The following is a 24621-nucleotide window of genomic DNA, read 5'->3' as shown; positions in this document are numbered from 1 at the left end:
GCGCAGGTCAGGATCAGGGTATGGGATGGCGATGGGCAGTGCTGGTCGCGCTGGAGGCGCTCGCGCTGCTGCTGGCATCCGTCTGCCCAGGCTGCGACCGCGCAGGCACCCTGCTGTGCGAGGAGTGCCGCGGGAGGCTGATCGCCGACCCGATCGAGGTGCGCACCCCGGGCGGGCTGCCTGTGCATGCCGCCCTGGTCTATGAGGGGGTTCCCGCGCGCAGCATCCGCAGGGTCAAGGAGGAGGGCGCGACCATGCTCGCGCGACCGCTCGGCAGGGCGCTGTCCGACGTGCTCGCCGCCCGAGTTCCCGCCGGCGCCGTCCTCGTCCCCGTTCCCACCGGTCGCGGGGCGTATCGCAGGCGCGGCTATCGGGTGCCGGAGCTGCTGATCCGACGAGCAGGGTTCCGCGCCGAGCGGGTGCTGCGCCAGACCCGCCGCACCCGGGATCAGCGCGAGCTGGACCGTGACGAGCGCGCACGCAACGTCGCCGGCAGCATGCGCGCGATCGGTGCGCTGCATACGGGCAGGGAGGTCGTCATCGTCGATGATGTGGTGACCACAGGGGCGACCATCGACGAGGCCGCGCGGGCGCTGAGAGCCGTCGGTCTGCGCCCGATCTGCGCGGTCGCACTGGCTGCCACGCCCGACAGGCACGACACGCGGAAACTCTCGGTGAACGGGTAGTGACATGTTCGGTCGCGGCGACTAGCGTAGGGGGTCACAAGGCGACCGCGGTCCGCCCTTGGCCGGGAGGACCGGGACAAGGAGGCAGTGATGGAAACGAGCATCGTCGGTGTCGGAGTGAGTATCTCCGACCGGTTCCGGACGGTTGTCGAAGAGAAGACAGCACGTATCCAGACGCTCGCGCCGCGAGCGCTCCGGCTCGAGGTCAAGGTGACGCACCGTGCGTATCGCAACGGTCGGATCCCTGACGAGACGGTGGAGCTCACGCTCCTCGGGAAGGGACCCGTCGTGCGCGCCGAGGCAGTCGATGGCGACAAGTTCGCCGCGATGGACATGGCACTCGACAAGCTCGCCGAACAGCTGCGCCGCGCGAAGGAGAAGCGCATCGACGGCCGCAACCAGGGCCGCGGTGCCCATTTCGAGAAGGGCAGCGGCTCCCTGGAGGGAATCGACGTGCAGCCGGCGTCCGCTGACGTGCTGCGGGCCGTCGCCACCGGTGCGATCCCGGTCGTGGAGGACGAGGAGGAGGCGTACTCGCCCGTCGTCATCCGCACGAAGAACTTCGATGCGGAGTGGATGACCGTCGAGGAGGCCGTCGACCGGATGGAGCTGGTCGGCCACGACTTCTTCCTGTTCGTCGACGCGCGCAGCGACCACCCCAGCGTCGTCTACCGCCGCAAGGGCTGGGACTACGGTGTCATCTCACTGACCACGCAGGCGCCGCCTGCTGAGGAGGCGCTGGCGTCCTGAGCGTGACAGAGGCGCCCTCTCCCGTTCGGGGGAGGGCGCCTCTCGCGTGACCTGGGTCCCTGAGCCTGTCGAAGGGCCCTGAGCCTGTCGAAGGGTCAGTCGAAGATGCCGTCCAGGATGCTGCCGATCACCAGGCCGCCGAGCACGCCGCCCATGAGGTCGCTGCCTCCGCCGCTGCGGCGTCCGCCGCCCCAGCCGCCGTTGCCCCAGTTCTGATCCTGCGGGCGGGAGGAGTCGATGTCGCGCTGTGCGAGCTGCAGCGACTCCGAGGCCAGCTGAGCCACCCTGCGGGCGGACGACAGCGCCTGCTCGCGGGTGTCCTCGGCGGGCAGGAGCGTGGGCACATCGACGCGCAGTCGCTCGGCTTCGGCGAGGCGGGTGCGGGCGTCGGCGCCGATCCAGCCGCGGTGGCCCGAGATCAGGCTGCGGGCGACGCCCAGCTGCCGGTCTGCGTCGTCGAGGGCGTGCTGCACCTGGTCGAGAGAGGGGAGCGGATGCTGCGCGCGGTACTGCGCCTTGTCGATCGCGGCGTCCAGCGCACTGTTGGCGTTGCGCAGCTGCGTGAGCTCGGCGAACGGGTCGTTGAGCGTGCCTGCAGGGGAGAGCGCCCTCAGTGCCGCCTCCAGGTTCGCGGCGGCCGCGACGACCTCCGGCGTCTGCGGCGCGCTGCGCGCGGCGACGATGTCACCGCGCGAGTCGGCGACCACATCGGCGAGAGTCGATTCCGCGCGGAGCGCCTCGATCTCGAAGTCGTCGACGGTGTCGAGGATCGTGCCCGTACGCCGCACGGCCTCGGTGGCGGTCTCCAGGGCGAGGTTCGCCTCTTCGTTCCGGTGCGCGTCGCGTCGGCGCCCGGACACGTCGGCGCCATGTCGTGCGAAGGCGATGAGCTGCTCGGCTTCGTCGGCCGAGGAGGCGATGCGGCGCATGGCGCTCTCGGCGTAGCGGGCGCTGAGACGCTCGATGGTGGCCCGGGCCGGTGCAATGCGTGTGGTCAGCTCCTCGGCATCCCGGAGCACCTGAGCGGTCACCTCGGGCGCGCGGCGGACCTTCGCGACGTTCTCGGCCAGCACGGCGGTCTTCTCGTCGAGCAGGTCCTCGGCCCAGTCGCACAGCTGCGCGATGCGCGCGTTGCGGGTACGAAGCTCCTCGACGGTGTCGGGGATCTCGTCGTGGTTGAGCTGGTGCAGCTGGAACGCTTCGCGCAGGTGCGTGCGCACGGATGCGAGCGCGGCCTTGAGGTCGGCGGTCAGCGACTCGCCGAGCTCCGCCTGCGCGAAAGCCAACTCATCGGCGGTGGTGCGGATGCGCTCATCCGCGGCCACGAGTGCCTGCTCGGCACGGCGCGCGAGATCCGCGTCCTGCGCCGCGAGCGCTTCCTCTTCACGTTTGCGTCTGCCCCAGAATCCGGCCATGTCCTCGATCCTACGGTCGCCCGCCATGCGGGTGCTGTGCATCGGATGCGCCTTGCGCGAACACCGCCCCGCCGAGACCCCGGGCTCTCACCCACACCCCGTGCTGTCGACGTCCACAGCACGGGGTGTCGACAGCAGCACGGGGTCTCGGCGAGGGAGCTTCCGGGTCAGGCGATCGCGGTGCGGTGGGTGAGATCGGCCTGCGGGGGACGGATCATCAGGGAGACCAGTGCGATCACCGCGGGCAGACCGATGGCGATGCCCAGCAGCCACAGCACAGGCGCGTCACCGAGGCGGGATCCCGGCATGGCCTGGGTCAGGGCCCACGTGCCGGCCAGCCCCAGCAGCACGCCGATCAGGCACCCCACACCGGCGATGATGACCGCCTGCCAGGCCGAGACCCGACGTCGCAGCGCCGTGGTGGCGCCCACGGCGGCGAGAGTCGCATCGTCCTCCCGCCGTTCGATGCGCGCCAGGCCCAGGCTGATCGTCGCGGCGGCGATGACGATGATGCTGAGGATGCCGAGCACCAGCGCCAGCCACGGCATCGGCGAGTCCGGTCCGGTCTCCACGCGCACGTCGTACATCGCGCCGGCGGTGCTCGCGGTCTCGGCGTCCGCGCGCAGCCGATCCAGCAGGGCGTCGGTCGGTGGATCGTCGAACAGTGCGACCCAGTTGCTCACGCGCGTCTGCACGCCGTACTGCTCGGCGGCGGCGGGGGAGAGGATGATCGGACTCGCCGAGCTGACGCCGACGTGCACCTGGACGGGCAGGGCCACGGTGCGCACCGGCCGCGGCGCCTCCTCCGTGTACATCTCCTCGGCATCCCAGAACGCGAGCCGAGCGGTGTCGTCTTCGCTGACGTAGGTGCCGTACCCCTGCGGCACCGGGCGCTGCGCCAGCAGTGCGATCGCACCGCCATCCGCGAACTCCTGACGCTCGGTGTCGCTCAGCGCGACGCCGGTGATCGCCTCGACGTCGTCCACTCCGATGATCCGCAGCACTTCACCCGGTGAGTCGATCCACCCACCGGCTTCGCCCGCCCAGAGCGACGGATATACGACCTCGGGTGAGGGGCCCGTCGTGTCCGTCGTGTCGACGACGGGCTCGACGGGGGCGGACACCGGAAGGAGCCGCTCAGGTCGGGTGTCGGCGAGAAAGGCCGGAGCCTGCGACGACGATGCCTCGCCCCAGTTGGAGACGATGACACTGCCCTTCGGCGCAGCCCATGCCCAGATGCGCTCCGACTGCGCGTTCGGAATGGCGATCGCGCACAGCACGAAGACCGCGACAGCCGTGCTGGCGGCGATGGACACGAAGGCGGGCACGGTGCGCGGGGAGTTGGCCACCGCGTCCCTCGACGCCAGCCGGGCTGCCGAACCGAAGCGCGCCAGCAGCTTCGTCAGCAGTGCGAGGATGCCCTGACCGCTGAGCGTGACACTGAGCAGAAGCAGCAGCACCCCGATGATCGACGCCCACAGCGCCGTCGTCTGCAGTGGTGCGTTCCAGTCATCCCGTCCGGCGAGCACACCGAAGAGCACGCCTCCGCCCGCGACCAGCGCGCCGCCGATCAGGGCGATCACGATTCCCACGACAGGTCGACGCAGCGACATCCGTACCGGGCGACGTGCGCCGCGCAGGGCCGCGAGGGCATCGCCGCGCGTGGCGGCGCGGGCGGGGATGACGGATGCTGCAAGTCCCACCAGAACCGCGAAGACGACGACTCCCACCGCTGACCACGGCACTGTCAGCCCCCACGACGACCAGAAGGTGTTCTTCACGCCCGGATCAAGCAGGGCATTCACCAGGGCGACTCCGCCGACGCCGATCGCCGCGCCGATCAGCCCACCCGCGAGCCCCAGCACGCCTCCCTGGATCAGAACGGTGCGGAAGACATCGCCGCGGCGTGCGCCGACCGTGCTGAGCACGGCCAGGGAGCGCTGCTGGCGGCGCGCACTCACCGCCATCGCCGCGGCGGCCAGCAGTCCGACGAGCAGCCCGCCGAACACCAGACCGAGCGAGACCACCATGAGCGTCGCCCACATCGAGCTCACGTTCGTCGCCATGAATGCCCCGGGAGGCGGATCCAGTACGAGATCACGGGCGTAGGCGACGTAGCCGGTGTGGTTCAGCTCGGCGAGCTGGGCCATGTCGGGCTGCCAGCCCGGCAGGAACCAGGTCGTGTCCGGACGCTGCGGCGGATCGCCCTGACCCTCAGGCTGCGCGCTCGTCGGAAGGAACAGCGGCATGCGGTAGGTGCCGCCGTCCATCGCACGCATTGTCCCCACCACCCGCACGGTGGACTCGCGGTCGGGCAACTCGATGTCGTCACCCACTGTCGCGCCCAGGCGCTCCAGCAGGTCGGGAGACGCCATGGCCTCGTGCGACGACTGCGGAGCTCGACCTGAGATCAGGTCGAACCTGCCAGTCAGGCGAGGATCCCACGTCTTGCCATAGATGACGGAGAAGCCCGCGATCCCGGTCGGCGTGGTCACTCGCTCGTACCCCGCGGCGAGGGGGATCGCCTCGGTGCCCGCAGGCAGACCCGCATCGCTCAGATCGGTCGGCGCCGGGAGTTCGGGGTGCTTCGGCGAACCGTCGTCCGCGGGTTCCGTCTGCGTCATGCGGGGGGAGTCGATCGCCTGCATCCTCGAGGGGTCCGCTCCGCCTTCGATCCTGATCCAGGACTGGGTCTCGCCGAGTTCGAGGTCCACCGTCTGAGCGATGGTCGGAGTGCGGCTCTCGGCGAAGGTCAGCACGCCGGCAGCAGCGGCCACCGGTACGGCGATCAGTCCCGTGATCAGCACGGACGACCCCGCCGTGCGCAGCAGCTGCCGCCAGGCGAGCGTGAACGTCACACCCGGCCGGGCCCGCCTGCTCATGTGCGCGCCGCCAGGATCGACTCCGCAGTATCGCGTCGCGACTCGTCGACGACGCGCCCGTCGCGCAGGTAGACGATCCGATCCGCCCAGGCCGCGTGCCGCGGGTCGTGTGTCACCAGGATGCCGGCGGCACCGGCATCGATGCGCCCGCGGATGGTCTTCATGACCTGCTCCCCGGTGACGGAGTCCAGCGCGCCGGTCGGCTCGTCGGCGAGGATCAGCCGGCGCCCGCCGATGATGGCGCGCGCGATCGCGACGCGCTGCTGCTGACCGCCGGAGAGGTCATCCGGGTAGGCGTCGCCGCGATCGGCGAGGCCGACCAGCCCCAGAGCATCCCGGCCCGCGCGGCGCACGGTGCGCCGGCTGACGCCGTTCAACTCCATCGGCAGCGTGACATTCTCCATCGCGGTCAGCGTGGGGATGAGGTTGTAGTCCTGGAAGATGAATCCGACCGCCCGGCGACGAAGGGCCGCGAGCTGGTCCGGCTTCGCGGTGCTGAGATGCTCGCCGTCGATCACCACCTCGCCGACCGTCGGCGTCTGCAATCCGCCCGCGATCGACAGCAGTGTGGACTTGCCCGAGCCCGATGTGCCCATCACGGCGACGAGCTCACCGGGCAGCACCTCCAGGTCGATGCCGCTGAGCGCCGACACGGCGAGTTCTCCTGTGCCGTACTGCTGCGAGACTCCCACCAGCCGCAGCACCGCCTCGCCGCTCATGCCCGTGCCTTCGTCGGGCGACCGCGCTTGGGACGCTCGGTGGACAGTTCGAGCTCCAGCGCGCGCTGCGGGTGCATGCTCAGCCGCTGCTCGGTGTGATCGAGCCAGCGCACCTCGGCTTCGGCGGCGAAGATCATCGAATCGATGACAAGGCTCCATGCCAGTTCCTCGGGGCCGTCGGGGTCGGCTCCGGCGTACTTGGCGCGGTTCAGCTCCTGAAGCTGTGCCAGCGAGGCGCGGCGCTGGTTCTGGATGACGGCGGAGACGTCCACGCCAGGCAGGGTGGCCGCGACGGCCAGTTTGATCGCCAGCTCGTCCCGGGTGCCGCCGCCGCGCTGCACGGGGGAGTCCAGCCAGTCCCGCACCTCCGCGCTGCCGACATCCGTGATCTCGTAGTAGACATGGCCCTGCTCGTTGACCTCGCCCTTCTCGACCAGGCCGTCCCGCTCCAGGCGCTCCAGGGTGTTGTAGATCTGGCCGACGTTGAGCGGCCAGGTGGAGCCGGTGCGCCGGTCGAACTCGGAGCGCAGCTGATACCCGTAGCAGGGGCCCTGATCCAGGATGGCGAGCAGGCTTTGGCGGACGGACATGTGATCTCCTGTCGGATTTCCGAGTATTGCGTTTCCGAGTATATGCATGCCGGGAAATGAAACCTAGGCATTCGGCATCCGCGTGTCCGTTCGCGCTCAGCGTGTCGGAACGCGCGCCGCGTACAGCGCGTGCATGTCACGGGCCGGTAACATGGCACGATATGTCCGGCGACCACCCCCGTCGGAACCCGAAATCCAAGGGAGAAATCCGTGGCCAATCCTCTCGAGAAGCTGCTGCGCGCCGGAGAAGGACGCATCCTTCGCCGGCTCAAGCAGGTCGTCAAGGCCGTCAACGCGCTGGAAGACGACTTCGAGAAGCTCACCGACGAGGAGCTGCGCGGCGAGACCGCCGAACTGCGTGCACGCTACGAGAAGGGCGAGACTCTCGACCAGCTGATGCCCGAGGCGTTCGCCGCCGTGCGTGAAGCAGCGCGTCGCACCCTCGGCATGCGCGCCTACGACGTGCAGATCATGGGAGGCGCAGCCCTCCACAACGGCAACATCGCCGAGATGAAGACCGGTGAGGGCAAGACCCTCGTCGCCGCGTTCCCGTCGTACCTGAATGCGATCGCCGGCAAGGGCGTGCACATCATCACGGTCAACGACTTCCTCGCCAGCTACCAGTCCGAGCTCATGGGGCGCGTGCACCGCGCCCTCGGCATGACGACGGGCACGATCGTGTCGGGGCAGACCCCCGAGGTGCGCCGCGCGCAGTACGCCGCCGACATCACCTACGGCACGAACAACGAGTTCGGCTTCGACTACCTGCGCGACAACATGGCGTGGCGCAAGGAGGATCTCGTCCAGCGCGAGCACTTCTACGCGATCGTCGACGAGGTCGACTCGATCCTCATCGACGAGGCCCGCACGCCGCTGATCATCTCCGGCCCGTCCTCGGGCGAGGCCAACCGCTGGTTCACCGAGTTCGCCAAGATCGCGCGCTCCCTCGAGGTCGGCGTGGACTACGAGGTCGACGAGAAGAAGCGCACCGTGGGGGTGCTCGAGCCGGGCATCGAGAAGGTCGAGGACCACCTCGGCATCGACAACCTCTACGAGTCGGCCAACACCCCGCTCATCTCGTTCCTGAACAACTCGATCAAGGCCATCTCGCTGTTCAAGAAGGACACCGACTACGTCGTGATGAACGACGAGGTCATGATCGTCGACGAGCACACCGGCCGCATCCTGGTCGGGCGTCGCTACAACGAGGGAATCCACCAGGCCATCGAGGCCAAGGAGGGCGTTCCGGTCAAGGCCGAGAACCAGACCCTCGCCACGGTGACCCTGCAGAACTACTTCCGCCTCTACGACAAGCTCGCAGGCATGACGGGTACGGCCGAGACCGAGGCCGCCGAGTTCATGTCCACCTACGAGCTGGGCGTCGTGCCGATCCCGACCAACAGGCCGATGATCCGCAAGGATCAGCCGGACCTGGTCTACAAGAACGAGCAGGCCAAGTTCGTGCAGGTCGTCGAGGACATCGCCGAGCGCCACGCCAGCGGTCAGCCCGTGCTGGTCGGCACCGTCAGCGTCGAGAAGAGCGAGTACCTCTCGCGTCTGCTCGCGAAGAAGGGCGTCAAGCACGAGGTCCTCAACGCGAAGAACCACGCGCGCGAGGCCGAGATCGTCGCACTCGCCGGAAAGCTCGGTGCGGTCACCGTCGCCACCAACATGGCCGGTCGCGGTACCGACATCATGCTCGGCGGCAACGCCGAGTTCCTCGCCGTCCAGGAGCTGAAGGCCAAGGGCCTGGACCCCGAGGAGACCCCGGAGGAGTACGAGGCCGCGTGGGATGAGACCTACGAGGCCATGAAGAAGAAGGTGGCCGAGGACAGCGTCAAGGTCACCGAGGCCGGCGGGCTGTACGTGCTCGGCACCGAGCGCCATGAGTCGCGCCGCATCGACAACCAGTTGCGCGGACGCTCGGGTCGCCAGGGCGACCCCGGTGAGAGCCGCTTCTACCTGAGCCTCACCGACGACCTCATGCGTCTGTTCCAGTCGGGCGCGGCCGAGGCGATCCTGGCTCGCACGAACTTCCCTGACGACGTGCCGATCGAGTCCGGGCTGGTCAGCCGCGCGATCCGCAGCGCCCAGTCGCAGGTCGAGGCGCGCAACGCCGAGATGCGCAAGAACGTGCTCAAGTACGACGACGTCCTCAACCGTCAGCGCGAGGCGATCTACGCCGACCGCCGCCAGATCCTGCACGGCGACGACATCGCCGACCGCGTGCGGCACTTCATCGAGGACGCCATCAGCGGCGTGGTCGACGACCACACCTCGGAGGGGCACACCGAGAGCTGGGACTTCGACGCGCTGTGGACCGAGCTGAAGACCCTGTACCCGATGGATGTGACCATCGACGAGGTCGTCGCGGAGGCAGGCGGACGCAAGGGCGGCATCAGCGCCGAGGGGCTCAAGCGAGAGCTGCTCTCCGACGCCCTGATCGCCTACGAGAAGCGCGAGGAGTCACTCGGCGAGGCGGCCACCCGTGAGCTCGAGCGCCGCGTCGTGCTGCAGGTGCTCGACCGGCGCTGGCGCGACCACCTCTACGAGATGGACTACCTCAAGGACGGCATCGGTCTGCGCGCCATGGCGCAGCGCGACCCGCTGATCGAGTACCAGCGCGAGGGCTACGGCATGTTCCAGGCGATGATGGGTCAGATCAAGGAGGAGTCGGTCGGCTACCTCTACAACCTCGAGGTCGAGGTGCGCCGCGCCGGCACGGACCAGGCCGAGGTCGAGGCCAAGGGCCTGGTCGACTCGCAGCCCGAGCAGAAGCTCGAGTACTCCGCGCCGAACGACTCCGGCGACATCGAGGTGCGCAACGAGCGCGGACAGGTGCAGCAGGCGGCCACCGCCCGACTGCGCAAGGCCGCCGAGGGTGCCGAGCAGCCCGAAGCTCCCGCCGCACGCGGTGCGTTCGGCCAGAAGACGGATGCCGAGGAGTCGACTGCCGGCAACCGAGAGCAGCGTCGCGCGCAGAACCGCAAGAAGAAGTAAGCACCAGAACAGATGAAGAAGGCCGGCCCCGACGGGACCGGCCTTCTTCATGTATTGCGCTGCTCAGCCCTTCAGCGCCTGGTACTCCGTCCAGATGCTCGCGCAGTCGTCGCGGCCCTCGTCGAGGTGCACCATGTCGAGCGCAGACTTGTCACTGCCATCGAGGTAGTCGATGATGTGCTGGACGCTGAAGTCGTTCGCAGCCGCGTCGTCGTGCGTGGATGCGTAGTAGCAGGTCTTGATGCCGGCCAGCATCATCACGCCGACGCACATCGGGCACGGTTCGCAGGTCGCATACATGGTGTACGTCGACAGATCGAGCGTGTTCAGCCTCTTGCACGCCTCGCGAACGGCAACCATCTCCGCGTGGCCGGACGGATCCGTTTCGCGTACGACCGTGTTTCCGACGGCGACGACGATCTTGCCGTCGCTGTCGACCAGGGTCGCGCCGAACGGGCCGCCGTTGCTGGCGCGCATCCCCGCGATGGTGGCCTCGACCGCCGGGGCGAAGTACGAGTCCAGGGTCTGCGGGGAAGGGGTGGGATGACTCATGGTGTTCTCCGTTTCACTGCTGCGATGGGAGCCGTCAGGCACGACGGCGGTTGGCGAGGATGGTGAGCGTGTAGCCGACGAACCCGATGATCAGCCCCGAGAAGAACGCGAGGTTGTTCACCTGGGCGAGGAAGTCGACCGAGGAGATGCCGGGGATGCGTCCGGCCATGGTGATCACGAAGCTCAGGAACATCACGCCCAGTGCCCGCCAGTTGTATGCCGGCAGTGATCCCTTCTCACCGCCGCGGTAGTCGGCATAGATGCCGTCCAGATCCAATGTGCGACCGCGCTCGACGAAGTAGGAGGCGAGCATGATGCCGACGATGGGGCCGAACAGGGAGCCGATGAACGAGTAGAACAGGAACAGCATGTCGGTGTTCTCGACGAACTGCCAGGGCAGGATGAACGTGCCGATGAGGGCCGCGAGGATCGCGCCGCGCTTCACCGTGAACAGCTTCGGCAGCTGCGCCGTGAGCTGGAGACCTGCCGGCAGCATGTTGCCGAACACCACGAAGGCGACGGCGCCGACGTTCATCGCGATGATGAGCAGCACCACCACGAACGGGTTGCCGATCGAGTTGATCGCCTCGACGAACACGCCCGGGCGGTTGATGTCGAAGTCGCCGCCGGTGGCGACCTGCAGCGACGCGACGAACGAGACCGTGACGAGCGCGAACAGGATGTAGGAGCCGATCACGCCGATCGGGAAGCCGACCGCCGGGTCCTTCATCGCCTTGGCGTTGCGCGTGTAATCGCCGGTGTTGACGATGGGACCGGCCCAGTTGGACACCAGCATCGACACGCAGGTGATGAACACCAGCGGGGTCACGATGCTGTCGACGGGACGCACGGACATGACCTCGCCGAAGCCGCCGGCATTGGTCACGGCGATGACGACGGCGATCACCACGAGGATGAAGACGGCCGGGTTCGCCCAGGTGCTGAACCTGCCGAGGAACGCCTGTCCACCCAGGAACAGTCCGACGGTGAGCACCCAGGTGACGAGATACGAGATGGCGGTCGGAATCGGCAGGCCCAGGATGTCGGCGCCGCCGCCGATGTCCATGAACCCGGGGAAGATCGTCTCGAAGACGACGTCGAAGGCCTGCGCCGAGGAGACGCTGGTGATGCCGAAGAACACGAAGCCGGCGATGATGCCGCGGATCCAGGTGGGCACCAGGGCGCCCTTGTGGCCGAAGGCCTCACGCAGCTGCATGGCGAAGGGAACGCCGTACTTCGCGGCGGCCTGGCCGTTGAGCACGTATCCGATGGACACGATCGCCGCGGCCGTCATGATCGCGCCGACGACCTGCCAGGCGTTCAAGCCCAGTGCGAAGAACGTCATCACGGTGAAGTAGGACAGGATGTTGTGGATCGGCCCCATCCACACAGTCACGAACTGGGGGACCTTCCAGGTGCGATCCTTCGGGCGGATCGGCAGGACGTCGTCGGCGTAGCCGCGAGCGCGGTACCTGTCGACGGCTTCCTCGCCGGGATCGATCAGATCTCTGACGGTGGTCTCGGACATGGCATCCGCTTTCTCTCAGCACCGAGATTGAGGGTATACGTCGCGCCCGGGGAGCGGTGCGTCTCCCCGGGCGCGACGGTGGTGTCTCAGTCGCCGACGCTCAGCGGAGCGCCGACATCGTGAGTTCTTCATGGGCGGCGAAGGAAACAGTCTCCTTCGTCACCCGGTCCTGGATCCACTTCGCCAGGAACAGCGCGGCCACCATCAGGTAGGCGACCATGAACATCGTCTGCGTCTCCCCGCCGACGGCGGGAACCGGAGCGTGGATGATGCCGAAGAAGGCGACGATCGCCGCAAGGACGCTGACGATGATGCCGTTGATGGGCTTGTTCCGGATCGCGAAGATCGCGATCATCCCCCACAGCAGCGACGACAGCGGGGCGCCGTTGCCGAGGTTGGCGATTCCGGAATAGTACGTGCCGGCGGCGTTCAGTGCGTCCGCTCCGACCTCGCCGGCGTTCGTGCCCACGGACTTCAGTACGTTGCCCACCAGACTGTTCGCCCAGTTGGCGATCCAGGGGAACAGGGCGATGAAGATCACCGGGATCTCGACCTTCGGCGTCTCGCGCACCGCCTGGTTGGCGGTGACGACGCCGATGTAGATGAGGATCGGGGCGATCGCCGCCATCGGGACGATCGAGAGCAGCAGCGAGCTCAGGCCGAGCAGTCCGACGACGAACATCGTGATGCCGTTGGCGAGGGTGTAGCCGATCCCCGCACCCATCTCCTTGTACGCGGTGTGGCCGATGTACACGGTGACGGGGTAGGGGTTGCCGAGCAGCGCGCCGATCATCGTCGCGCCGCCGTTGACAAGCATCACCGGGCGCGCCTTGTAGTGGTCGCCGGCGGCCTCGGCGGCCTCGATGTTCTCCAGGTCGAAGACGTAGTTCGCGAGCGCGAGCGGCACGGCGGATGCGAGGTACGGACCTGCGTGCGCAAGACCCTCGACGAAGCTGCCGATGGCCACCTGCGGCGGGTGGAAGCCGGCATTCGTCAGTGCCGTCTGCACAGCCTCGGGGCTCTGCAGTCCGAACGCCCATGCGGACGCAGTACCCACGATCAGCAGCAGCAGACCGGTGGGGACCTTGCCCAGGAACGGCGAGCGGCCGAACCAGTTCATGAACACGATCACCAGAACGATGAAGGCGACCACGGGGAACTGGAACGCCTGCAGCATCGGGTTCATCGCCAGCAGCAGCAGTCCGAGGCCGGCAAGGCAGGCCAGCAGCACCGAGCGCGGCACGGCACGGCGCAGCAGATCGCCGAAGAAAGATCCGACGAACAGGATCAGTCCCTCGAGGAAGCCCCAGACCAGTGCAATGGCGATGGCCAGTTCGGCATTCTGCGTCGACGAGTACACCGGCAGGATCACGAGGAACGTGACAGTGAAGATCGAGGGCGCACTCGGACCCGAGGGGAGCGCCACGACATCACCGCGGCCCTCCTTCGCCGCCAGACGCCGGGCGAACCAGACGTACATCGATGACGTGATCAGGATCGCCAGGCCGAACGCCGGGGCGATCCGCCCGACGACGATCGAGATGGGCAGCCCTGCCATCGTCAGCAGCGCCGTGAAGGTGATGAGGTTGGTGAGGTTGTTGGTGAACAGCGCGAAGAAGGCCGCGATGTCACCGCGCCTCCACCAGTGCAATTGTGTCGATGCCGCTGCGGGCGCGACCGCGGTCATGCTGCGATCCCGTCGGAAAGGGCGCGCAGCGCCTGCTGGAACGCCTCGACGGGCGGATGCGTGATGCCGGCGCCGATCATGCCGATTCCGGGATCCTTGTGCGCGATCGCGGTGTTGATGATCGGCAGGATGCCGGTCTCCATCACCTTGCGCACGTCGATGCCGCTGGGCACGCCCATGAAGTCCAGGGCGGGGATGGTGATGTTCGGGTTGTTGCCCGTGGTGATCGCGTTCATCGTCCGCGAGTAGCCCATCGCGTCATCGACCGTGCCGCCTACGAGGGCGACGATCGCGGGCGCTGCCGCCATCGCGAAGCCGCCGATGCCGAACGTCTCGGTGATGGCCGAGTCGCCCATGTCCAGACCCGAGTCCTCGGGGGTGTACCCGGCGAACATGGGACCGATGACCTGCTGGGCGGGACCGGTGAACCACTGCGAGCCGGTGCCGGAGACGCGGATGCCGAAATCGACGCCGTTGCGGGCCATGGTGGTGACGATCGTGGAGTCCTCGACTCCGTTGGCCGCATCCATCGCCGCCTTAGCCGCGACCATCCAGGTCGGGCCGGAGAAGTAGTCCGAGGAGGCGACGAAGTCGAACACCTCGCGCTTCTCCTTCGTGGTGAAGTCGGTCTCGAGGATGTACGGCGCGAGCGCCTGGATGAGCAGCGTGGTGCCGGCGACGTTGCGGTTGTGCGCCTCGTCTCCCATGTGCAGCGCCTGCGACAGCATGAGCCGCAGGTCGAGTCCGTCGGTGTTCAGCGCCATGGCGCCGGAGAGCACAGGTCCGAACACGTCGCGCATCCAGTTCAGGCGGTCGATGACCGACTGGTCGTTGGCTCCGAAGCGCAGGATCTTCGAGAGCTGCTCGGACAGGTTGGTGTACGCGGTGTTGCCGTGGGTGCGGTTGGTCACCTGATGCATCCACATGCTGGCACTGGTCACACCGGCCATGGAGCCGACCGACTGGTGCTCGTGGCACGGCGAGAAGGTGATCTCGCCGGATGCCGCGAGTTCGAACGCCTCGTCGACGTCCTTCGCGAGGCCTTCGAAGACCAGCGCACCGGTGACGGCGCCCTTCATCGGACCGGACATGCGGGGGAACTCGATCGGGGGACCGGCGTGCAGGATCGTCTTCGCCGTCATCCCGGGGACGACGTCGATCGCCTGGCCGAAGCCCTCCAGGAACGGCTGAGCGGTCAGGATGCGATCGAGCGCGACCTGGTTGGCCGCGTCGATGCGCTCCGCCACGGCGGGATCCTCGAGGCGGCTGAGCGCGGCGATGACCTCGGGATCGCCACCACCCGGCGGGGTCCAGTCCATCAGCACAGGATCGACGCCCTGCGCCTTCATGTCGTCGGCGAACATGTCGAGGCCCAGGTTCACCGGCCTCAGATCGGTCTGGAAAAGATCGTTGACACTCATCGGTTGTCACCCTTCGCGACGAATTCGCGGGCCAGCAGCCCGAGGTTGGTGGAGGAGGAGGAGATGGTCACACCGGCGGCCTCGAGCATGGCGACCTGCTCGGTCACGGCCGGGGTGTCCAGGTCGGTGCCGAGCACGTAGCCGAGGATCTCCAGGTGCTGACCGCGCGCGGCGGCCTTCTCCTTGGCTGCGGTGATGGCGGGGATGGTCACGCCGACGGGGTCCTCATGCGAGCCGAAGCCCACGATGAAGTCCATCGCGATGACGCCCACCTCGGGGTCCTCGGCCTCCTGGGCGAGGCGCTGAAGGCGCATGCTCGGGTCGATCATGGGGTGCGGACGCCCGTTGGTGAAGTCGTCGTCGCCCATGTCGAGGAAGGTGTGCTCGCGAGACGGCTCGGTCGCGCCGATCGTGTACGCCGGGTCCTTCTGGATGTTGGAGTACACGTTCTCGTACTTGTCGAGTGCGGCGAACATCGCCTCGTCGCACAGCGTGCCGCCGCAGAACAGACCGCGCACGTACTTCTGTTCGGGGGCGAGCTTGGCGCGCACCTCCTCGATCAGCGGGATGTTCAGCGCGTGCAGGTCCAGCGTCGACTCGTCGACGCCTGTGGCCAGCACCGCGGCGAGGGCTGCGGGCTTGGTCCCGGAAGTCATCGTCACGTTCGCGTGGCCGGACTCGGTGCGCTTCGAGCCGAGGAAGTTGACGATCACCGGCTTGGAGGCGGCGCCCGCGACGGCGAGGACCTTGTCGGCGACCTCTTCTGCCGGGGGCTTGGACACGACGACGATGACCGAGGTCTCGGGGTCGGCGTCGAGTGCGCGGATGCCGTCGATCATGGAGATGCCGCCGATCTCGGCGGAAAGGTCGCGACCGCCCGTGCCGAGCAGCTGCGACACGCCGCCGCCGAAGTCGTGGATGCGCACGGAGAGCTCCTGGCTGCCGGTGCCGGAGGCGCCGACGATGCCGATGCTCCCACGGCGGACCGCGTTCGCGAACGCGAGTCCGACTCCGTTGATGATGGCGGTGCCGCAGTCCGGGCCCATCACGAGCAGACCCTTGTCATGTGCCAGCGTCTTCAGTGCGAGCTCGTCCTCCAACGACACGTTGTCCGAGAAGATCATGACGTGCTTTCCGGCGTTGAGGGCCTTGCGCGCCTCACGGGCCGCGAACGCGCCGTTGACCGAGATGAGCACGAGGTTGGCATCCGTCACCTCGGTGAAGGCGCCGTCGAGCGTGCGGTAGCGCACCTCGGCGGCATCCGCCGATCCCTTGTTCTTGCGGGCGAGGATGTCGTCGACCGCCTGGATCGCCGCCTCGATGGTGTCGTCGGACGCGTCGATGACGATCATCAGATCGCTCGGCTTGGCCGCGTCGACCGCGGGGTCGGAGACGCCGACGTTGAGGAGCACCTCCTTGTTCATCGGGGTCGCCATGCCCAGCAGCGCCTGGGTGACGCCTTCGACGGCGTTCGCCTTCGTGCTCATGGACATGAGCGAGACGGAGTCGACGTAGGTGTTCTTCCTGATTTCGATGTGTCTGGTCATCGTGATCCTTTCGGGAGAGGTGTCAGGCCTGGTGGCGCTCGAGGATGGCGACGATCTCGTCGAAGCCGCGCTTGCGAGCCAGCTCGACGGGGGAGACGCCCCACTCGTCGGTCATGCCGGGCTTCGCGCCGTGCGCGAGCAGCAGTTCGACGGTCTGCTGGCGCACCGGTCCGCCGTCGCCGAGGATGATCGTCTCGATCAGGGCGGTCCAGCCCAGGTTGTTGGTCAGATTGACGTTGATGCGGGTGTTCTCGAGCAGGTAGCGCACCACCTCGAGGTGCCCCTTCTCCGCAGCCGGGGTCAGACCGTTGCCGCCCATGCGGGTGAGTCGCTTGAGATCGGTGCCGGCCTCGACCATGAGCTGCACGATCTCGAGGTCGTCGAAGATGCAGCCATGGATGAAGGGGTTGAAGCAGGTCTGATCCTGGGCGTCGATGTCGACGCCCTCCGCGATCAGCGCCCGCACGACGTCCAGGTACCGGCCGCGGGTCGCGAGCAGGATGGCGCTCGCCTCCTCGTGATCGACGGCGTCCTTGTCCGCGCCGTCGGCCAGGGCGGCCTTGACGGCCTCCAGGTCGCCGGCCGCTGCCGCGTCCAGATAGCGCTGGTCCGCGCCGTTGTCTGTCATCTGGTGAGCTCCTTCTTTCGTGAGAGGTTTTCGATCGCCCAGTACGCCAGGCCGCCGACGACGAGGCCGACGACGGCGTCCGAGAACTCCGGGGCCAGGTTGTGGGAGAGCAGCGCGAACGCGGCGCCGATCGCCCAGGCGATGAAGGCGCTGCTGCGGAACCTCCGCTCCGCCCGGCCCTCGTTGCGGCGAGCCATGAAGATCTGGTCGACGATGAGCACGGCGCCCATCGGCGGCACGATCACCCCGAGCAGCGCAAGCCAGGGGGCGAAGTAGTACCAGACGCCGAGCATGGCGGCGATGACGCCGATGACGCCGAGCACGAGCGTGAAGACGCGCATGGTCGACTTCGCGATATGCGACCAGCCCAGCGCGCCGTTGTACAGGCAGTGCGTGGCGACGGAGCCCAGGTTGATCGCGACGAAGATCAGCAGGAACACGTTCAGCCACGGTGAGCCGGTGCTGGTGAGGATCGTGGAGAAGTTGCCGTCGACGATCAGCGCGCCGGCGGCGACGAAGATCCCACCCGAGACCTGGGAGACGACGCTGGCGATCGGGAAGGCGGTCAGGGTTGCGAGCACCGCTTCACGGCCGTTCTTCGACCACCGTGTGAAGTCGGCGGTCATAGTGCCGGAGTCGAGGAAGGTCGCCATGATGGCGGTCACGGCCGCGCCGAAGGAGATGGCGGTGACGGCCGGGTCGGTGCTGCCCTGGAACGACCAGATCGCAGCGAAGTCGTATTTGGTGGAGGCGATCACGATGGCGATGACGACGGCCACCACGAACAGCGGCGCGGCTATGGCGCCGAGCACCGACAGGGCGCGGATGCCCAGATACGTGACGCCGATGAACACCAGACCGGCGAGTGCGGCCATGAGAGTTTCGTTCCAGCCGAACGCCAGGTGCAGGGTCGCGCCGGTGTTGCCTGTGTTGAACGCGAACCAGCCGATGACCACCGTGGACAGGAAGCCGGAGGCGATGATGTAGCCCGCAGTGCCGAAGGTCTCGATGGCCTGCAGAGCGAAGCTCTTGCCGGTGCGGCCGGCGCGCCAGCTGAGCAGGCTGACGTAGACCATCATCAGCACGTTGGCGACGAGGATCGCTGCGACGCCGCGCCAGAAGCCGAGAGAGGCGACCATCATGCCGCCAGGGATGGCGTTGGTGATGATCATCGGGAACCCGAACCACACCGCCGAGACGCTGAACAGCGACTTGCGGTGACTCAACGGCACGGGTTCGTGCTCGAACTCGGAGGCGGCGGTGGTTTCGGCGACGGTCGTCGTGGTCATCAGTTTTCCTTCTCGTCGATGAGATGGGGGGTGGTCGTGTCCGGAGCCGCGCGCAGCGCGCACTCGATTTCGAGGGCGATGCGCACACCGGTGAGGATGTCGGCGCCCGAGGTGTGCCCGATGTTCTGGATGAGCGCTGCCGCGGTGCGCAGCCACTGCGCGTCGCCGGCTTCGACGGCCGCCGCGAGATCGTGCAGGCACTGCCGCCCGCGGCCCCGCAGCGCGTGGCGCATGGTGGTGAGGCTGAGCAGGCCGGTCAGATCGTCAGCCCCGCGCACGGCGTCCTCGATCGCGGTGAGGCGTCCCGCGCCATGCATGCCCGGCTGGGCGGCGAGGAAGGCGAATCCGGTGAGGATGTCGTCACCGGTCGGGGTGAGTCCCTCGCCGAGTCCGATCAGCCGTTCGCTCGCCGCGGTGATGGGGGCGGGCGGACCGGCCAGCAGCGCATGGCGGAGGGCGTCGAGCCGCTCGGCGATCGGCGCGGCCGCGGCGCGGCCGAAGTCGGTCATCGCCTGGGGGGCCGTGAAGTCGGAGAGGATGTGCAGCGCTGCGTCGATGTCGTCGACGGTGAGTGCGGAGAGGTCGACCGGTGCCGGCGTCCATGCCGCGTCGGGGGAGAGGTCGATCGCGATGGTCGTGCCGTCGGCCGCGGGGATCCGGATGCCCGTGGCGTCGATGTGCACCGGGGCGCCCTGCGCGACGCCCCGAGCGGCCCAGTTCGAGACTTCGGTGCGGATCGTCGACGGGGCGTCGTCGAGGTCGTCATGCGCGACGGCGATCAGTGCACCGTCGACCAGGATGTTGAGGACGCGCTGGTGGACCGAATGCACGATCGCGGGAACGCCGGACACCCGCCTGTGCTCAGCGGCGCGTGAGAGCGTCTCCTCAAGCGCAGCATCCCAGGTGGTCGCGCGAAACGCGACGAGGGGTGCGACGGGGGTCATCGTCTTCTCTCCGTGGCATCCGCGCACCCGGTGTGGTGGCCGAGATGCGGATGCTGTGAATGTGTTGCATCTAGGTATACCATTTAAAGAAATGGAATACCATTTACTAATCTGGCATACCAGAACGGTTTCAACAAGGGAGAGAACATGCGCGTCGTAGTGGCACTGGGAGGCAACGCCCTCGCACGTCGTGGCGAGCCGATGACCGCCGAGTACCTGCGGAGCAACGTCCGCTCGGCCTGTATCGCGCTGGCATCGCTCGCACGCGACAACGAGATGGTCATCACGCACGGCAACGGGCCGCAGGTCGGCCTGCTCGCACTGCAGAACCTCGCCTACCAGGACGTCGCGGCCTACCCCCTCGACATCCTCGGTGCCGAGACGCAGGGAATGATCGGCTACGTCGTGCAGCAGGAGCTCTCGAACGCCCTGGGCGGCGAGCGCGAGGTGGCCGGGATCATCACCACCACGGTCGTCGACGAGTCCGACCCGGCCTTCGACCGCCCCACCAAGCTCATCGGGCCCCAGTACTCCGCGCACGACGCAGCCGAGGCCGCCGCCGAGTACCGATGGACCATCGCGAAGGATGGCGAGGCGTTCCGCCGCGTCGTGCCCTCGCCGAACCCCGTCGCCATCGTCCAGGCGCCGCTGATCCGCCGCCTGCTCGAAGCGGGCAGCCTCGCAGTCTGCGTCGGCGGCGGCGGCGTGCCCGTGCGCGCCGACTCGCAGGGCCGCCACATCGGCGTCCAGGCCGTCGTCGACAAGGACCTCGCCTCCGCAGCGCTCGCCGCTGACATCGGCGCCGACACGCTGATCATGCTCACCGACGGCGACTACGTCAGCGAGAACTGGGGCACGCCCGAGCAGCGCGACATCCACACGGCCTCGGCGGACGCCGTCGCCGCGATGAAGTTCGCCGAGGGGTCCATGCAGCCCAAGATCGACGCGGCGATCCGCGTGGCACGCGCAGGAGGGCGCACGCTCATCGGACCGCTGGACCGGCTCGACGACCTGCTCGCCCGCAAGATCGGCACCGAGATCGTGCCGACGCTGGCGGAGGGCATCCGCTGGGTGGAGAAGGCTCCGGTCGAGAAGGCTCCGGCCGAGAAGGCACCGGCGGAGAAGGCGCTCGCCAAGAAGGCGTGACCGGCGAGCACGGCCGAGATGCGAAGATGATCCTGTGACCGGAGCAGAAGAACGCGAACTGGAATCGAGTCGGGTCGCCACATGGCTGCGCGACTCGATCCTCGACGGCGAGCGCCCGCCCGGCAGCAAGCTCACCGAGCGCGATCTCGCCACCGAGTTCGGCGTCAGCCGTGTGCCGGTCCGCGACGCGCTGAAGCTCCTCGACGGCGAAGGCCTCGTCGAGCTGCGCCCGCGTACCTGGGCGATCGTCCGCGAGTTCACCGCAGCCGACCTCGCCGATCTCGACGAGGTCAGGGAGGTCCTCGAACCGATGGCCTTCCGACTTGCCGCGGAGCGTCATCGGCGCGAGGATCTCCAGCGGCTCAAGGACGTCCTGGATGCCGAGCAGGCGAGCGCACGCCTCGAGGACAGCGTGACCTCGCGCCGCGCGGCGGCCGACTTCCACGAGGTCGCGGTGCAGCTGGCCGACAATCGTCTGCTCGGTGACCTGATGGGCAGCATTCGCAGTCGACTGCGCTGGTCGCTGGTCCAGCACGACGACCTGGAGCACATCGCTGACGAGCACGTCGCGCTTTACGAGGCCGTTCGCGATCGCGACGGCGATCGGGCGAGCGCGTTGGCACGGGCGCATGTCGAGAGCAGTCGTCAGGAGCGCCTTGCGCACGCCGTGAGTCTGCGACCGGTGGCATCGCGGGCCGCCGCGACCTGAGCTCCTGCCCGCGGCGTCGTCGTGCGCTGCCCGTGCCCCGGTATCCTGGGCGGATGACCAGGCGCACACTGGACCAGTCGTCCAAGCTCAAGAACGTTCTCTACGAGATCAGGGGCAAGGCACTGGTCGAGGCCGCGCGCCTGGAGGCCGAAGGACATCAGATCCTCAAGCTGAACACCGGCAATCCCGCCACCTTCGGCTTCGAAGCACCGCACCAGATCGTGCGCGACATGCTCGCCGCGCTGCCGACCGCGCACGGCTACAGCGACAGCAAGGGCATCATCTCCGCGCGTCGCGCCGTGGTGAGCCGTTACGAGGAGATCCCGGATTTCCCCCGCTTCGACCCCGATGACGTCTATCTCGGCAACGGCGTGTCGGAGCTGATCACGATGGTCATGCAGGCGCTGCTCGACGAGGGCGACGAGGTCCTGATCCCCGCGCCGGACTACCCGCTGTGGACGGCGATGACCTCCCTCGCCGGTGGCACCCCGGTGCACTACCTGTGCGACGAGGACAACGGCTGGCAGCCGGACCTCGAGGACATCCGCGCGAAGGTGACGCCCCAGACGAAGGCGATCGTCATCATCAACCCGAACAATCCCACCGGCGCGGTGTACTCGCGCGAGGTGCTGGAAGGGCTGGTGCAGATCGCGCGAGAGAATCAGCTGCTGCTGCTCTCGGATGAGATCTACGACCGGATCCTCTTCGACGATGCGAAGCACATCCCCACCGCGACGCTTGCGCCCGATCTGCTGTGTCTGACCTTCAACGGCCTGTCCAAGACCTACCGCGTCGCCGGATTCCGCTCGGGCTGGGTCGTGATCACCGGGCCGAAGTCCCATGCGCACGGCTTCCTGGAGGGCATCACCCTGCTCGCCTCGACACGGCTGTGCCCGAACGTCCCCGCCCAGCACGCCGTGCAGGCGGCCCTCGGCGGGGTGCAGTCGATCGATGCGCTCATCGCGCCGTCCGGACGTCTCCACGAGCAGCGTGACATCGCGTGGCGCGGGCTGGAGGCGATTCCCGGGGTGAGCTGCGTGAAGCCGGAAGGCGCGCTGTACGCGTTCCCGAGGCTGGACCCGAACGTGCACGAGATCCGCGACGACGCGAAGCTCGTCTACGACCTCCTGGTGTCCGAGAAGATCCTGATGGTGCAGGGCACCGGCTTCAACTGGCCGAACCCCGACCATCTGCGCGTCGTCACCCTGCCCGAGCCCCGAGTCCTCAGCGAAGCCGTCGAGCGGCTCGGGAACTTCCTCGCGAGTTACCGGCAGTGACTTCGTCGCGTGGCCGCAGACCTGAGGCCACGCGACGCACGGCCGACACCAGCGGCGATCGCGGCGACACATCGGCGATCGCCCTGGCATGCAGCGCCGCTGCATCCGCGGCGCGCTGGTCCTCGGGCAGGAACGACACGTCCTCGATCCCCGCGAACCGGTCGAGTGTGCGGCGGACCTGGCCGCGTGCATCGATGCCGAGCGGTCCGGGACGCACGCGATTCGCGACCACGGTGATCGGCGTGCCGCTCACGAGGTGCTTCAGCTCGGCGTAACCGCGGACGAAGCGGCTGACACCCAGAGGATCGGCGGAGAGCACCGCCACCACGGCATCCGCTTCCATCAGGGCTGACGCGGTCGCCGCGTGCCTGGCCGGCGCTCCCGGGTCGAGGGGGTCGTCGTCCTCCTCGAACTCGGCGGACACGTCCACGACGGTCTCGTCGACCCAGGTGCGGCATGCGGCGAGCGTCGTGCGCACTCGTGCTGCACCGAGCTCGGGCCATCTGCCGGGTCGGTTCAAGCCGCCGAGGACCTCGAGGGTCCCGCCGGACGTCTCCACCGGTGAGGACAGACGCGACAGTTCGGCAGCGTCCAGGGTGCCGAGCTCCGCGCGCCGGCAGGCGGCGGCGAGCCCGGGTGCGTCGTCGCCCAGGCCGAGCTGCAGGGCGATGGACGGGGCCACGCTGTCGGCATCCACCAGCGCCGTGCGTCGGCCCGCCCGGGACAGCTCCACGGCCAGCTGGATCGCCACGGTGGAGCGGCCGGGCGCCCCGTGCGCTCCCCAGACGGCGAGCACACGGGAGGGCCGCTGCGGGGCGGCATCCGAGATCTCGGGCGCCGATGCCAGCAGCTGGACGATCCGCCACGCGGGAGTGTCGTAGGGGAGGGGCGCACCCAGCCCGAATCGCGAGACGATCCGGGAATCGGCATCCCCGATGGGGAGGATCCGCACCCCGGCACGATCGCACGAGCTCACCAGATCGGGGGTGAGCGCTCCGCGAGTCATTGCGATCAGAAGCGCATCCACCTCCGCCAGCGCGACATCGCGCAGCCCGGAAGGATCGATTCGGCGGACGTCGACGCCTTCGAGTTCGAGATCGGATGCCATCATCGCGGCGTCCTCGCCAGGGGCGACGATCACGACGGAGGTCATGAGCCCGCCCCTGCGGGGATGATCGAGACGACCGAACCGCTCGCGATCGCGGCGAGCACGTCCGCGACCTCGGAGCGGTCGATGACGACCTCCACGTCCGTGCGGCTCTGGCTGAGCATGCCGTCTGCTTCGGCCACGGCGGCCACGACCGCGTCGCCGACCAGGACCCGTGGCGCATCGAGGGTCTTCCCGTCCTCGAGCAGCGGCGAATGCCACAGTTCGACGACCGTCCCCGCCCGCACCCCCTCGGGCAGGACGGTGCTGCTGACCACGACCGTCGTGGTGCGGGAGTCGTCCTGATCGCCGATGGCCGACAGCGGCACGAGCTCGCCCTTCGGGAGCGTCCTCGTGGCGATCGAGTGCGGGTCGACATCCTGCGGCGCCAGGTACGCACCGGTGAGAGTTCCGAGCCCCACCTCGACGATCTGGAAGTCCGCCGAATCGATGACCTCGCCGGGAAGGATCGTGCGCGTCGCCTGAAGGAGCGGGGTCGTCTGACGCGAAGAGGAGACCAGCAGCCAGACGCCGGCGATCGAGACGACGACCAGCGCGAGGCCGACCAGGAAGCGGAGATCGCCGAAGAAGGGACGGCGGGCACGTGCGTGCATCATGCTGCAATGGTCACAGATTCCGAGGATGTCCCGAGAAAGTTATCCACAGGGCTGATTCTCAGCGGAAACGAAGCCTCCGGCAGGGGA

At 68.2% G+C, this 24621-nt stretch carries 20 protein-coding genes; 6 read left to right on the top strand and 14 right to left on the bottom strand.

Annotation, left to right across the window (positions count from 1 at the left end):
* The first annotated feature begins 20 nt into the window (after positions 1-20).
* Together QF046_RS04695 and hpf are read left to right on the top strand one after the other, a co-directional pair.
* A complete protein-coding gene (locus QF046_RS04695; RefSeq protein ID WP_307366725.1) occupies positions 21-686 on the top strand; it encodes a ComF family protein in 666 nt (221 codons plus the stop codon).
* A gap of 90 nt (positions 687-776) precedes the next feature.
* On the top strand, positions 777-1436 hold the full coding sequence (gene hpf, locus QF046_RS04690) for a ribosome hibernation-promoting factor, HPF/YfiA family (protein ID WP_307366723.1): 660 nt from the start codon (positions 777-779) through the stop codon (positions 1434-1436).
* A 95-nt stretch (positions 1437-1531) separates the two neighbouring features.
* Here hpf and QF046_RS04685 read toward each other — a convergent pair whose 3' ends face one another.
* The 4 genes from QF046_RS04685 to QF046_RS04670 all read right to left on the bottom strand — a co-directional run bounded on the left by QF046_RS04685 (position 1532) and on the right by QF046_RS04670 (position 7042).
* Positions 1532-2851, bottom strand: coding sequence for a hypothetical protein (locus QF046_RS04685; protein ID WP_307372708.1), 1320 nt, complete (start codon positions 2849-2851; stop codon positions 1532-1534).
* Between the two features lie 167 nt (positions 2852-3018).
* Entirely contained in the window at positions 3019-5733 is a 2715-nt protein-coding gene (locus tag QF046_RS04680) for an FtsX-like permease family protein (RefSeq protein WP_307366720.1), read from the bottom strand.
* Complete coding sequence (locus QF046_RS04675) at positions 5730-6452, bottom strand: ABC transporter ATP-binding protein (RefSeq protein WP_307366718.1); 723 nt, start codon at positions 6450-6452, stop codon at positions 5730-5732. The genes QF046_RS04680 and QF046_RS04675 overlap by 4 nt, the downstream gene beginning before the upstream one ends.
* Entirely contained in the window at positions 6449-7042 is a 594-nt protein-coding gene (locus QF046_RS04670) for a PadR family transcriptional regulator (RefSeq protein WP_307366716.1), read from the bottom strand. Before QF046_RS04670 ends, QF046_RS04675 begins: the two co-directional genes overlap by 4 nt.
* Before the next feature lie 210 nt (positions 7043-7252).
* Between QF046_RS04670 and secA the strand changes: the two genes are divergently transcribed.
* Positions 7253-10042: a preprotein translocase subunit SecA gene (gene secA, locus QF046_RS04665; RefSeq protein WP_307366714.1), complete on the top strand. Its 2790-nt coding sequence runs from the start codon at positions 7253-7255 to the stop codon at positions 10040-10042.
* A 63-nt stretch (positions 10043-10105) separates the two neighbouring features.
* On the opposite strand, the gene QF046_RS04660 is transcribed toward secA, so the two are convergent.
* The 8 genes from QF046_RS04660 to QF046_RS04625 form a co-directional block, all read right to left on the bottom strand.
* Entirely contained in the window at positions 10106-10594 is a 489-nt protein-coding gene (locus tag QF046_RS04660; protein WP_307366712.1) for a nucleoside deaminase, read from the bottom strand.
* Positions 10595-10628: 34 nt separating this feature from the next.
* The gene (locus QF046_RS04655) at positions 10629-12122 is read right to left on the bottom strand and encodes a cytosine permease (RefSeq protein ID WP_307366710.1); all 1494 of its coding nucleotides are present in this window, start codon (positions 12120-12122) and stop codon (positions 10629-10631) included.
* A 100-nt stretch (positions 12123-12222) separates the two neighbouring features.
* Positions 12223-13809, bottom strand: a complete 1587-nt coding sequence (locus QF046_RS04650) for a hypothetical protein (RefSeq protein WP_307366708.1) — start codon at positions 13807-13809, stop codon at positions 12223-12225.
* Positions 13806-15230, bottom strand: a complete 1425-nt coding sequence (locus QF046_RS04645; RefSeq protein WP_307366706.1) for a DUF1116 domain-containing protein — start codon at positions 15228-15230, stop codon at positions 13806-13808. Before QF046_RS04645 ends, QF046_RS04650 begins: the two co-directional genes overlap by 4 nt.
* Complete coding sequence (gene fdrA, locus QF046_RS04640; protein WP_307366704.1) at positions 15227-16777, bottom strand: acyl-CoA synthetase FdrA; 1551 nt, start codon at positions 16775-16777, stop codon at positions 15227-15229. The genes QF046_RS04645 and fdrA overlap by 4 nt, the downstream gene beginning before the upstream one ends.
* A 22-nt stretch (positions 16778-16799) precedes the next feature.
* Positions 16800-17405, bottom strand: coding sequence for an ankyrin repeat domain-containing protein (locus QF046_RS04635; protein ID WP_307366701.1), 606 nt, complete (start codon positions 17403-17405; stop codon positions 16800-16802).
* Complete coding sequence (locus tag QF046_RS04630) at positions 17402-18694, bottom strand: cytosine permease (RefSeq protein WP_307366699.1); 1293 nt, start codon at positions 18692-18694, stop codon at positions 17402-17404. The genes QF046_RS04635 and QF046_RS04630 overlap by 4 nt, the downstream gene beginning before the upstream one ends.
* Positions 18694-19638, bottom strand: coding sequence for a DUF2877 domain-containing protein (locus QF046_RS04625; protein WP_307366697.1), 945 nt, complete (start codon positions 19636-19638; stop codon positions 18694-18696). The genes QF046_RS04630 and QF046_RS04625 overlap by 1 nt, the downstream gene beginning before the upstream one ends.
* A gap of 147 nt (positions 19639-19785) precedes the next feature.
* Between QF046_RS04625 and QF046_RS04620 the strand changes: the two genes are divergently transcribed.
* From QF046_RS04620 to QF046_RS04610, 3 genes are read left to right on the top strand one after another with little or no spacing between them, the layout of a single operon-like run.
* Positions 19786-20784, top strand: a complete 999-nt coding sequence (locus QF046_RS04620) for a carbamate kinase (protein WP_307366694.1) — start codon at positions 19786-19788, stop codon at positions 20782-20784.
* 34 nt (positions 20785-20818) lie between these two features.
* Entirely contained in the window at positions 20819-21493 is a 675-nt protein-coding gene (locus QF046_RS04615; protein WP_307366691.1) for a GntR family transcriptional regulator, read from the top strand.
* A 53-nt stretch (positions 21494-21546) separates the two neighbouring features.
* A complete protein-coding gene (locus QF046_RS04610) occupies positions 21547-22770 on the top strand; it encodes a pyridoxal phosphate-dependent aminotransferase (RefSeq protein ID WP_307366688.1) in 1224 nt (407 codons plus the stop codon).
* On the opposite strand, the gene QF046_RS04605 is transcribed toward QF046_RS04610, so the two are convergent.
* Together QF046_RS04605 and QF046_RS04600 are read right to left on the bottom strand one after the other, a co-directional pair.
* Positions 22718-23923, bottom strand: coding sequence for a P-loop NTPase (locus QF046_RS04605; protein WP_307366686.1), 1206 nt, complete (start codon positions 23921-23923; stop codon positions 22718-22720). The genes QF046_RS04610 and QF046_RS04605 overlap by 53 nt on opposite strands.
* Positions 23920-24534: a hypothetical protein gene (locus QF046_RS04600; RefSeq protein WP_307366684.1), complete on the bottom strand. Its 615-nt coding sequence runs from the start codon at positions 24532-24534 to the stop codon at positions 23920-23922. The genes QF046_RS04605 and QF046_RS04600 overlap by 4 nt, the downstream gene beginning before the upstream one ends.
* Between the last annotated feature and the right edge of the window lie 87 nt (positions 24535-24621).

Source organism: Microbacterium sp. W4I4, assembly GCF_030816235.1.
GTDB lineage: Bacteria > Actinomycetota > Actinomycetes > Actinomycetales > Microbacteriaceae > Microbacterium.
The sequence above is the reverse complement of the archived record's forward strand: the minus strand, read 5'-3'. Positions and strand labels throughout refer to the sequence as shown.